Genomic DNA, 10,154 nt, shown 5'->3' on the forward strand with positions numbered 1-10,154 from the left:
ATAAACTCCTTACCTTCAACAGCCTGATTAGCAGTAGTTTGAGTATTATTAAAGTTTAAGGTATTTCGCTTGATTAGGTTCGCCTCTGGCACACAAACAAACGCATTTTGATTGTAGGCAGCCGGAAAAGCTCCACCTCTATAAATCAAAGGTCCACATGAAGCTGAAACCTCTTTTAGATAGCCTCGTTCATCCAAAACGCCCTTTTGGTAGCCACGATTGACCGAAGTTGCATGAATCGGATATACTTTATTGGAAGTAAGTCGTTGTCCTTCCGAAGCCGAAGGTTTGAAAAACTTATTTCTAATAGCTTTATTAGGTAAAACATAATCGCCTTGTAGCTGCACACTGTTGTTGTTGTAGTAGAGTCGCCCGAAGTTGTCCTTCGTGATACCCCATTGTCCACGATACGAAGTTGGTTCTTTTATCCACTTTCCATTGCGTAGCTGATACCTAAAATTATAATTGGCGTTATAAATCCAATTGTCAACGTTCATCATTAAGCCATTCGAGGTATGTTCCACATTGCCTCCTTCGGCATAAATTGGGTCAACGAGCGTTTTTTTACCTGGTTTATCATTTTTAATCTCAACAAACCAAAGTTTTGGCCCGTCAGTATATAAGAGTCCGCCGTATACATGAGCCAACGCACGAGGTAAGGTGAGTTTATCGAGAAAAGTTTTAGAATGGTCAATGATACCATCCTTGTCGTGGTCTTCTAATATCGAAATTCGGCCGTTGGGTTCTTCTTCGCCGATACCTTCCAGGTTTGGCATGTAGCCAATCATTTCTACCACCCACATTCTCCCTTTATTATCAAAGTCCATGCTTACGGGGGCTTTAAAGAGTTTTTCGGAAGCAATCACGCTCAGCTCAAAACCATCTTCAATCTGATAGCCTTCCAACGAGATTTTCGGTTCGTTGAAGTCAATAAACTTAAAGCCCGCAATAGTAATAGAAAGAGTTAATAATAAGCCAAATACAATTCGAAATGGTCTTGTTGTAGTCATTTTTGTTAAGGTTTTTAATTGAAAAAACATTTAGTTCATGAAAAAGTTTTTCATGCTCACACCTTTTTTCAAGGACTATGCAATTTACAATTTTTTAATACTTTTTGTTTAGGCTTATTGTGGAAGTGATTTGTTTTGGTAAAAATATGCACAAAAAAAGCGTGTTTTTCATCAGAAATACACGCTTTTTATATGTCAAAACACTAAGTCTTATGCATCAGCTACTACGCTAACCGCAACTTTGTGCTTAACTTCTTTGTGAAGGTCAAGGATTGCTGAGAAATCACCAACGAATTTCACATCATCCATCGTAATTTTCTTACGGTCGATGTCGAATCCTTTTTCTTGTAAATGAGAGTGAAAGTTTACAAGTAAGATTGGGTGTTTAATGATTTTTTATTTGATTTGATTAGAAAATAGGATAAAGATGAGAACAATCTTAGAATTAGAGGTCACACCAAAACAGGAAGAATTGTTAATTGATATGTTGAAAGCAATGAATATTACTTTCAGCAGTAATCACGTGGAGGATGAAGTTTCATTTGAAAAAGGTGAAAAGGAATCAGACATAAAGGAAGCAATCAACAATACATTTGGTATCTGGAAAGACAGAACCGAGTGGAAAGATTTTGGTGATTATAGAAAACAAGCGTGGGGAGGTCGTGGGGTTAAATGATACTTTGTGATACGAATATTATTTTTGAGATTTTTAGAGGTAATTCGATAGTTATCGATGAATTAGAGAAGATTGGCTATGAGAATTTAGCAATTTGTGATGTGACAATTGGTGAAATTTATTTCGGAATGAGAAAGGGTGAAGAAAACAAACTAAAACACTTATTCGACAATTTAATCGGTACAATATTACCAAAGATGCTTCAAAAATATTTATACAAATAATGTCTGATTTATCAAGTCGGCAAATTGGTATTCCTAACGCATTGATTGCTGCCATCGCCAAAGCTAATAGCCTTGAAGTATTAACTTTAAATCTTTCAGATTTTACATTAGTTGAAGGATTGAAAATATATCGACCATCTCAGAAATTGATAAATTATTAGATACCAAAAAAGCGTGTACTTCTTTCGAAATACACGCCTTTATATTTTTACACAAAGCCTTAAATTATGCTTCAGCTACTACGCTAACTGCAACTTTGTGCTTAACTTCTTTGTGAAGGTCAAGGATTGCTGAGAAATCACCAACGAATTTCACATCATCCATCGTAATTTTCTTACGGTCGATGTCGAATCCTTTTTCTTTCAAGTAGTCAGAAACTTGAGTGTTAGTAACACGTCCGAAAATTTTACCGCTTTCGCCAGTTTTCATCGGAATAGTGATTACCATGTCACCAATTTCTTCTGCCAATGTCAAAGCTGCAGTTTTGATTTTTTCAGCTTTGTGAGCAGCTTGTTTAAGATTTTCAGCTAAAATCTTACGGTTAGACTCAGTAGCTAACTGAGCAAAACCTTGCGGGATTAGATAGTTACGAGCATAACCAGGTTTTACAGCAACCAAGTCATTCTTATATCCAAGACCAGCAATATCAGTTTTTAATATTATGTCCATTTCTTAATTAATGATTGAATGAGTGAATGATAGATTTAATGAATAAAAATACTCGAACACTCAGTTTTGTTAAAATGTAAATATTTTGAATAAATTGATGAGAAAATAATAATTTACTCATTGATTCATTCGGTCATTCACAATTATTTAAGTCCATCAGCTACGAATGGCATCAAAGCTAAGTGTCTTGCACGTTTGATGGCAACCGATACTTTACGTTGGAATTTAAGGCTGTTTCCAGTCAAACGACGAGGAAGGATTTTTCCTTGTTCGTTTACAAACTTCAATAAAAAGTTTGCGTCTTTGTAATCAACATATTTGATACCTGCTTTTTTGAAGCGGCAATATTTTTTGCGAGCCTGGTCTTTTCTATCCACAGGGTCGTTTACGAGTGACATTGCGTTGTTTCTCATCTTAATTTTCAGTTTCTGCTTCTTTCGGAGCTGTTTCTACATTTTTTCTGCCAATTTGTCCTTTGCTACGGCGGTCGCTGTAATCAATAGCATATTTGTCTAATTTCGTAGTCAAATAACGCATTACACGCTCATCACGTTTGTAGTCAGTTTCCAAAGTTGCAACTGTCGTAGGGGCAGCTTTAAACTGAATTAATTGATAATATCCCGTATTCTTGTTCTGGATGCTGTAAGCCAATTTACGAAGTCCCCAATGTTCTTCGTGAACGATTTCTGCACCTGAATCAGTTAATGTTTTTTTGAATTTGTCGACAGCTTCCTTTATCTGAGTTTCAGATAAAACGGGAGTTAGAATGAAAACTGTCTCATACTGGTTTTGAAACATACTAAAAACAGTGTTAAATGATAAAATTTATTTTTCTCAAAATGAGGGTGCAAAGGTAAGAATAATTATGTATAATGAAAAATTTAGATTGAAAAAATAATGATTTTTACCTCAAAATCATAAAAATAGGGGAGTTGATGGCCAAACTCTTTACCAGTTGATAAAATTATGGTCGATATTGATGCTGCAATCTAACTAAATAGATACCTTTGGCTCGATATATTACTCATTATTAACCTATTAAATGTATTTGAACTATGAAAACATTAATTACTTCTATCGTACTTATTACGCTTTCTTCTTTTGGCTTTATTGCCGACAAAACTTATGTATGGGAGCGTTATAAATTACAAATTACCGTTCCTGATGATTTTAAAGTAACAAAAAATACCAATAACGATTTTGAAATGAAAGGCGATGGTATGGAATTGATGATGCACATTTTTGAGCAAAATATTTCAGCCGATGATATGGACGAGGCCGTGATTGCTGGTGCAAATGCCATGAAGCTACAAGAAATTGATGCCGAACACACAATCGAAGGCGATGGCCTTGATGGCTATTATGTAGAAGGTTTTAAGGATGGTCATCGAGTAATGTTTTCGGGGATGATTGACCCAAAAAGCCACACCAATTTTTTCTTGATTATCATCTTTGACGATAAAGACAAGCAGGCCGAAACCGACGCTCTCGAAATTATAGAACACGTTGTGAGCCTAAATTAATTGTTTGAGCGATAGCATAAAAATTAGATTTATCATAGGCTATGGGTGAAAACCTATAGCCTATTGATTTTTGGTAAATCTTTCAGTTGTTCGTATTGGCCAGTTTCAAAGTCAACTTTAAAGCAAAAGGTATTGATTCCGTTAGTTACAACCATAAACGGACATCGTAACGTCAGGTTATAGCGTGATGCCTGCTCAATAACGGCCCGATTGATAGCCACATCGGCTGCTTTACATTCTACCAATAAAAATGGTTTTCCCTCATTATCAAAAATCACAATATCGGTTCGTTTTTGTAGGCGATTATATCTCAGCCCTCCTTCCAGTCTTAGCAGATTTTTTGAATAACCATAATGATTTAATAATAAATTAATGAAGTGTTGCCTTACCCATTCTTCGGGTGTGAGAACCAAATATTTCTTACGAATTGTATCAAAAATATAAGTTTTTCCGTCCATTTCTTTAATTTTATAAGCGTAGGGCGGAAGATTAAGTTGGTGCATATTTAAGAAAAGTTTTGGTACGCTGGAACTAATATCGTAAATTTTGGGTTGGGTACTCTAATATCCTGTAATCAACGTTACAGCATTTCACAACAAATTTATAGCAATAACTATGCAGACAAAAGAAGAAATCGTAAAAAACTGGCTACCACGCTACACTGGTACTCCCCTCGAAGAGTTCAGACCTTATATATTATTGACCAATTTTGGTAATTATGTAGAAATGTTTGCCGAGAAATTCGGAGTAGAAGTAAAAGGCCGTGACCGTGCCATGCAAACTGCCTCAGCTGGCAACATTACCATCATTAATTTCGGAATGGGTAGTGCAGTAGCCGCAACCGTAATGGACTTGCTCACGGCCGTGATGCCAAAGGCAGTTCTTTTCTTGGGTAAAGTGGGTGGCTTGAAGAAATCGACCAAACTTGGTGATTTGATACTTCCGATTGCCGCCATCAGAGGCGAAGGAACAAGCAATGATTATGCTCGTCCCGAAATTCCTGCTTTGCCATCTTTCCGCTTACAAAGAGCAGTTAGCTCAATGATTAAAAAACACGAGTTAGATTATCAAACCGGAACGGTTTATACAACCAACCGCCGTGTATGGGAACACGACGAGGCTTTTAAAGATTACTTGCGTGAACTTCGTGCAATGGCCATTGATATGGAAACCGCTACCATCTTTATAGTTGGTTTTGTAAATGCCATCCCTCACGGAGCTTTATTGTTGGTATCTGATAACCCGATGATTCCTGATGGTGTAAAGACCGAAGAAAGTGATAAGAAAGTAACAAGCTCGTTTGTTGAAAGACACTTACAGATTGGTATTGACTCGTTGAACGAATTGGCTAATTCTGGTGAGTCAGTGAAGCACTTAAGATTTGAGTAAGTGATACCTACTCGAATTTAGTTGTTGTAATAACGAAACACATGGAATGATTAGGCATATTTTTAGCCGTAATCATACCACGTGTTTATGAAAAGTAATCAATCTTGATTTCCGAAACTCTTGGCTTTACGTCTCGACACTATGATTTTATCGCCAGTTGTTAGAAGAGCAATGTGTTCTTCCCCGTGGCGTTCGATTTGCTTGAGATATTGAAGATTGAGCATAAACTTTCGATGTACACGAGCAAATTGTCCTTTTTTTATCAACTGTGTTTCGTGAATTTTGAGTGTGCGAGAAGAGACAACTTTTTTGCCACATTTTAGATGAAATTCGGTGTAGTTTTCGAGGCTACTCAGGTAAACCACCTCTTCGGGTCGGACACAAGTTTTTCCGTGGTCAAACCAGATGAGTTGAGGATCGCAAAAGGTTGGTTTTGTAAAGAAAGTTTTCATGGCTATTTGGTTTGTTATTGTTAGAACAAAGTTGCCAAGAAAGTAATTATAATGGTAGTCGCATTTAGTATTTGGTAGGTTTGGTGGATATTTGGTAGGTTTGAGTTATTATTTGGCAGTGTTTTTTTTATTGAATGGTATTTTTACGCTATCGGAATACGTATAATTACTCTTGTACCTTCGGCTACGTTATTATCCGAAAATTTATCTTCCACACGAATTTCAATCAAAAAATCGTTGGTTTTGCTTAATAAATTGATTCGTTCATCATTGATATGCATGCCCATTGATTGATACTTAGGTGTGTTTTTTCTTAAATAAGCTGCACGCTCTCGCCCAATCCCATTATCTTCTATTTCAATTCTGATATATTTCTCAGATTCTTTTATTGCGGAAAGGCTTAAAACTCTGAAACCTTCTTTATTCATTAAACCATGTTTGATAGCATTTTCGAGATACGGTTGTAGGAGCATGGGTGGAATCAGCACTTCATCGGTCTGAATTTCTTCACTTATTTCAAATTTTATTAGAAAATTTTCTTCAAAACGGCGTTTTTCGAGGCTTAAATAGAGCAAGGAAATTTCTAATTCTTCTTCGAGCGTAATTAATTGTTCTTTAGAATACTGCAAAATCGAACGCATAAGTGTCGAGAAGTCGGTTAAATACTCAGAGGCTTCGGTCGAACGATGAGTTAGAATATAACTTTTGATGGAATTAAGACTATTGAACACAAAATGCGGGTTTATCTGCGAGCGTAACGTGCGTAGCTCCGACTCCATGACCGATTTCTGTAATGATTTTTGCTCTTTCTGAATATTGTAGCTTTTGATTCCGATGGCAATCGAAAAGAAAAAAACTTCGAGTAAAGTACCCGCAGCAAACAAAAGACTTGGGTCGATTCGGAGTAAAATAAATTGTGTATTATCGAAATAATGAGTCAGAAAGCCTGCCAGTCCTCCGATCATCAGAAAAGTGCTACCAATCTGAATGTTTCGAGCCACACGTCCTTTCACTCGAAATATCATAAATAAGAGAATAATATTGAGAATCGGAAAAATATCTTGAAACAACCAATATAACTCCGTACTCCAATCTAAGCGTTTGAATACAAATAAGATAAGGATGTCGGCCAGTAAAATAAAGACCAGACTAATTACTACCCATCGGAAAACTTTTGCCAATAAAGGAAAGCGAGATTTGAGTTCGAGAAACTCAAAGATGAATGAAAAATAAAAAATATGAGTCAGGAAAACATAAATATTGCTGTTGCCCGTGAATTTTAAGAACTGTAATTGGTTGAATATAAGGTGAATATAAGGCGAATGCTCGTATTCCCACAAATTAAAAAGTCCAATCGAAATCGTGTAGGAAGCATAGTATAAATAGTAGATTTGGCGGTCGAGTAGATAAAATATAAACACAAACAGAGCCACAAAAAATAAAACCGAAATCAGAAAACCGTAGGTAATCAGATAAATGTATTCGTTGTAGAAAGCATTGAGTTTATGCAAGTTTGCCGTTGATTGCTCGCATAATATCACTTGTAAAGAAAAATCTTCTCGTGGATAATCATTTATTTTTGCATAAAATTGATAGTTACTTTTGGGCAAAAATCGGGTAGGGATGTACTGGTCATCCGAGCGAAACGGACGTTGGGATTTGCTGAATTTTTCCTGTGCTTCGCCAAATTTTACGAGTGAGTCGTGTTCTATACGATACAATATTGTAGAATAATGTGGCCCAGTTGTTAATAGTAAATCAAGTGTATCGCTGCTTTGATTTTCGACCGAAAATTTGAGCCAAAAATTATACCTATAACCTTTTATGAGGCTTTTTGGGATTTCTACATTAGCTAACCTAACGAATTTTTGTTGAGGAATTTTTGCTGGAATTAGCTTAGCCGAAGAATCAATAAATAGAGCCGCTTCGGAAGAATAATTGATAAAAGTATTTTTTTTGAGTTTGCCTTTTAGTTGTATCTGCGAAAATCCTACTGAACAGCTCAGGCACACATACAAAGCTGCGTAGAAGATTCTGACCGAAACCGTTGCCATTGATAGACTTTTGATATGTAATTTGAGTTGTTTCAAAATTTCAAATTGGTAAATAAATTTCTACTCTTGTTCCATCCGCACTACCATCGGGCGATTTTTTATCAATAATTTTTATCGAAATGTGTAAATCGTTGGTTAAACTCAAAAGATGTACTCGTTCGTGGTTGATACTCATACCCATTGACTGATGTTTAATTGTATTTTTTCGTTGTAAAGCTGCCTGCTCTCGGCCAATGCCATTATCGTCGATAACTATCAGGATTTCTTCTTTCGATGCTTGATTGATACTCAAATTAAGAATTCGGTCATTGTTTTTATTCATCAAACCGTGTTTGATGGCATTTTCAATATATGGTTGAAGTAGCATAGGGGGGATTAAAATTTCTTCGGTATCAATGCTTTCATCAATCGAAAAATTAAATCTAAAACCATCTTCAAAACGCAAATTTTCGAGCTTCACGTAGAGTAAAGTAGTTTCGAGTTCTTCATTCAATGTGATAAATTTCTCTTTTGATTGCTGTAAAATAGCCCGCATCAGTGTAGAAAAGTCGGTCAGATATTCGGAGGCCTCCAACTGACGGTCTTTCAGAATATATGCTTTGATAGAATTAAGACTATTAAAAATAAAATGAGGGTTAATCTGAGAGCGAAGTGTGCGTAATTCAGATTCCTTTACTGACCGAAAAAGCTGATTACGTTTACGCTGCGAAAACCATGTTTTATAAGCTAAAGCCATCGAAAAACAGAATATTTCAATCAAAACTGCGTAGTTTAGTCCAAAACTCGGGGCGAGTCTCATCAAAACATTATCATCGGGCTTTATGAGTAAGAGTTGTTCGAGAAAACCAATGATTGCACCTATTATCAGAACCGTACTACCGATTTGAATGTACCGAACAAAAGGCCCTTTGAGGCGATAAAGTTGAACCGTGCCGTAAATACCGAAAATAGCAATCAAAGGCTGTGTCAGAATCCATATTTTGCCTCCAAGCGAATAATCATTCAGCACAAAATTGATAAATGTATCTATTACCAAAAGCCCGATAAGAATTTTGATGTATCCGACCATTACTTTACTGAATTTGGGAGCTATTTTAGGTAATTCCAGAAATTCGTAGTGAAAAAGGTAGTAGAAAATATTTGTAATGAGTAAATACGTATTGTTATTTGCAGAAAACTTTAGAGAAGGCAAGTAGCTGAAAATCAGCATGATGTATGGCGAATGTTCAACGGCCCAAAAACCAAATAACACCAGAAAAAAAAGATAGAACCCGTAGTATATATAATAGCGTTTACGTTCAATAAAAAACATGATAAACATGTAGGTTGCCACAAAAAGCAAAATAGATATGTAAATACCATCGTGAACGAAATAAATATATTCATCATCAAAAGCCCTAATTTTATCTTCATACTCAGCGGCATAACTGATGATTTTGGGTTTCAGTTTGAAATAAATCTGCGGGTGTTCGGTTACCTTTATGAGCAACTCGTACGATTGTTTTGGCTCGAACTTCAGAGGTAGGTATGATTCATCAAATTTATAGGTTCTTTGGTTGGGCCGCAGAGCCTGATTGGTAGTTTGGAGTTTTATGAACGCTCCGCCTTGTTTTCTAAAAACCTCGAGGCTTTTATGAACGCCAGTAGTAAACAATACATTGATACTCGTGTCTGTGGGATTGTTTACCGTCAGTTTTAACCAAAAAGTATATTGATAGTATTCAGTAGAAAGCTGTGCAAATGCAAAATCTTTTAATGGCTTAAATAACTGTTTGTCAGCTTCGTTGATGCTTAGTTTACTTGTCGAATCTATAAAAAGGTTAGTGTTGGGAGTGGCGTCAAGCAAACCTTCGTCATTCAGGTGCCGAGATAGCATTATCGGAACAGTTTTTTGTGCAAAACTGTAATTAAGGCTAAAAACTAAGCAAAATATGACAAGCTGTATAAATCGCAAGTAAGTATTAATTCAAGATTGTAAATAATAGTAAAAATTGAACCGATATTATTTTTTGTACCGAGCGACGGTCGTCACGGAGTTGCCCAGAGTTTTTCTATTTTCCCTTGTGTAACTCCGTGTCGTACTTCGTGTAACTCTGTGGTAAAATATTGTCAATTAAATTGTTCTTTATACTTATTTCCAATAAAACGTTAAATATA

At 36.0% G+C, this 10,154-nt stretch carries 13 protein-coding genes and 1 pseudogene; 5 read left to right on the forward strand and 9 right to left on the reverse strand.

Going from position 1 to position 10,154, the window contains the following annotated elements:
• Together ACOVO2_RS04305 and ACOVO2_RS04310 are read right to left on the reverse strand one after the other, a co-directional pair.
• A partial coding sequence (locus tag ACOVO2_RS04305; RefSeq protein ID WP_421768780.1) for a DUF7133 domain-containing protein occupies positions 1-1,010 on the reverse strand: 1,010 nt, incomplete at its 3' end.
• A gap of 210 nt (positions 1,011-1,220) precedes the next feature.
• Positions 1,221-1,361 (reverse strand): annotated as a pseudogene (locus ACOVO2_RS04310) (50S ribosomal L9 C-terminal domain-containing protein); the annotation flags it as partial.
• A 76-nt stretch (positions 1,362-1,437) separates the two neighbouring features.
• Between ACOVO2_RS04310 and ACOVO2_RS04315 the strand changes: the two are divergent.
• The 3 genes from ACOVO2_RS04315 to ACOVO2_RS04325 are packed head-to-tail and all read left to right on the forward strand — an operon-like array spanning position 1,438 to position 2,071.
• The gene (locus tag ACOVO2_RS04315; protein ID WP_421768781.1) at positions 1,438-1,686 is read left to right on the forward strand and encodes a hypothetical protein; all 249 of its coding nucleotides are present in this window, start codon (positions 1,438-1,440) and stop codon (positions 1,684-1,686) included.
• Positions 1,683-1,910 (forward strand): PIN domain-containing protein, encoded by a 228-nt coding sequence (locus ACOVO2_RS04320; protein WP_421768782.1) that lies wholly within the window; start codon positions 1,683-1,685, stop codon positions 1,908-1,910. Before ACOVO2_RS04315 ends, ACOVO2_RS04320 begins: the two co-directional genes overlap by 4 nt.
• Positions 1,910-2,071: a type II toxin-antitoxin system VapC family toxin gene (locus ACOVO2_RS04325; RefSeq protein WP_421768783.1), complete on the forward strand. Its 162-nt coding sequence runs from the start codon at positions 1,910-1,912 to the stop codon at positions 2,069-2,071. Before ACOVO2_RS04320 ends, ACOVO2_RS04325 begins: the two co-directional genes overlap by 1 nt.
• Positions 2,072-2,135: 64 nt before the next feature.
• Here the strand turns inward: ACOVO2_RS04325 and rplI are convergent, their stop codons facing one another.
• From rplI to rpsF, 3 genes are all read right to left on the reverse strand, one after another.
• On the reverse strand, positions 2,136-2,579 hold the full coding sequence (rplI, locus tag ACOVO2_RS04330; RefSeq protein WP_188763412.1) for a 50S ribosomal protein L9: 444 nt from the start codon (positions 2,577-2,579) through the stop codon (positions 2,136-2,138).
• Positions 2,580-2,722: 143 nt separating this feature from the next.
• The gene (rpsR, locus tag ACOVO2_RS04335) at positions 2,723-2,977 is read right to left on the reverse strand and encodes a 30S ribosomal protein S18 (protein ID WP_188764753.1); all 255 of its coding nucleotides are present in this window, start codon (positions 2,975-2,977) and stop codon (positions 2,723-2,725) included.
• A 16-nt stretch (positions 2,978-2,993) separates the two neighbouring features.
• On the reverse strand, positions 2,994-3,377 hold the full coding sequence (gene rpsF / locus ACOVO2_RS04340) for a 30S ribosomal protein S6 (RefSeq protein WP_188763410.1): 384 nt from the start codon (positions 3,375-3,377) through the stop codon (positions 2,994-2,996).
• Between the two features lie 257 nt (positions 3,378-3,634).
• Here rpsF and ACOVO2_RS04345 point away from each other — a divergent pair, with 257 nt between their 5' ends.
• On the forward strand, positions 3,635-4,102 hold the full coding sequence (locus ACOVO2_RS04345; RefSeq protein ID WP_421768784.1) for a hypothetical protein: 468 nt from the start codon (positions 3,635-3,637) through the stop codon (positions 4,100-4,102).
• Between the two features lie 53 nt (positions 4,103-4,155).
• On the opposite strand, the gene ACOVO2_RS04350 is transcribed toward ACOVO2_RS04345, so the two are convergent.
• Complete coding sequence (locus ACOVO2_RS04350) at positions 4,156-4,605, reverse strand: type I restriction enzyme HsdR N-terminal domain-containing protein (RefSeq protein ID WP_421768785.1); 450 nt, start codon at positions 4,603-4,605, stop codon at positions 4,156-4,158.
• 112 nt (positions 4,606-4,717) lie between these two features.
• On the opposite strand from ACOVO2_RS04350, the gene ACOVO2_RS04355 reads away from it, so the two are divergent.
• On the forward strand, positions 4,718-5,491 hold the full coding sequence (locus ACOVO2_RS04355; RefSeq protein ID WP_421768786.1) for an AMP nucleosidase: 774 nt from the start codon (positions 4,718-4,720) through the stop codon (positions 5,489-5,491).
• 98 nt (positions 5,492-5,589) lie between these two features.
• Here ACOVO2_RS04355 and ACOVO2_RS04360 read toward each other — a convergent pair whose 3' ends face one another.
• The 3 genes from ACOVO2_RS04360 to ACOVO2_RS04370 all read right to left on the reverse strand — a co-directional run bounded on the left by ACOVO2_RS04360 (position 5,590) and on the right by ACOVO2_RS04370 (position 9,873).
• Positions 5,590-5,943, reverse strand: a complete 354-nt coding sequence (locus tag ACOVO2_RS04360) for a LytR/AlgR family response regulator transcription factor (protein WP_421768787.1) — start codon at positions 5,941-5,943, stop codon at positions 5,590-5,592.
• A 143-nt stretch (positions 5,944-6,086) separates the two neighbouring features.
• Entirely contained in the window at positions 6,087-8,033 is a 1,947-nt protein-coding gene (locus tag ACOVO2_RS04365; protein ID WP_421768788.1) for a histidine kinase, read from the reverse strand.
• Between the two features lie 4 nt (positions 8,034-8,037).
• A complete protein-coding gene (locus tag ACOVO2_RS04370; protein ID WP_421768789.1) occupies positions 8,038-9,873 on the reverse strand; it encodes a histidine kinase in 1,836 nt (611 codons plus the stop codon).
• Positions 9,874-10,154: the final 281 nt, after the last annotated feature.

Origin of the sequence: Emticicia sp. (genome assembly GCF_049241225.1) — a bacterium.
Lineage (GTDB): Bacteria > Bacteroidota > Bacteroidia > Cytophagales > Spirosomataceae > Emticicia.

What these genes read in the sequence shown, in the direction of transcription:
- ACOVO2_RS04315 (WP_421768781.1), top strand. Translation starts at nt 1,438, where the DNA reads ATGAGAACAATCTTAGAATTAGAGGTCACACCAAAACAGGAAGAATTG.
- ACOVO2_RS04320 (WP_421768782.1), top strand. Translation starts at nt 1,683, where the DNA reads ATGATACTTTGTGATACGAATATTATTTTTGAGATTTTTAGAGGTAAT.
- ACOVO2_RS04325 (WP_421768783.1), top strand. Translation starts at nt 1,910, where the DNA reads ATGTCTGATTTATCAAGTCGGCAAATTGGTATTCCTAACGCATTGATT.
- rplI (WP_188763412.1), bottom strand. Translation starts at nt 2,579, where the DNA reads ATGGACATAATATTAAAAACTGATATTGCTGGTCTTGGATATAAGAAT.
- rpsR (WP_188764753.1), bottom strand. Translation starts at nt 2,977, where the DNA reads ATGTCACTCGTAAACGACCCTGTGGATAGAAAAGACCAGGCTCGCAAA.
- rpsF (WP_188763410.1), bottom strand. Translation starts at nt 3,377, where the DNA reads ATGTTTCAAAACCAGTATGAGACAGTTTTCATTCTAACTCCCGTTTTA.
- ACOVO2_RS04345 (WP_421768784.1), top strand. Translation starts at nt 3,635, where the DNA reads ATGAAAACATTAATTACTTCTATCGTACTTATTACGCTTTCTTCTTTT.
- ACOVO2_RS04350 (WP_421768785.1), bottom strand. Translation starts at nt 4,605, where the DNA reads ATGCACCAACTTAATCTTCCGCCCTACGCTTATAAAATTAAAGAAATG.
- ACOVO2_RS04355 (WP_421768786.1), top strand. Translation starts at nt 4,718, where the DNA reads ATGCAGACAAAAGAAGAAATCGTAAAAAACTGGCTACCACGCTACACT.
- ACOVO2_RS04360 (WP_421768787.1), bottom strand. Translation starts at nt 5,943, where the DNA reads ATGAAAACTTTCTTTACAAAACCAACCTTTTGCGATCCTCAACTCATC.
- ACOVO2_RS04370 (WP_421768789.1), bottom strand. Translation starts at nt 9,873, where the DNA reads ATGCTATCTCGGCACCTGAATGACGAAGGTTTGCTTGACGCCACTCCC.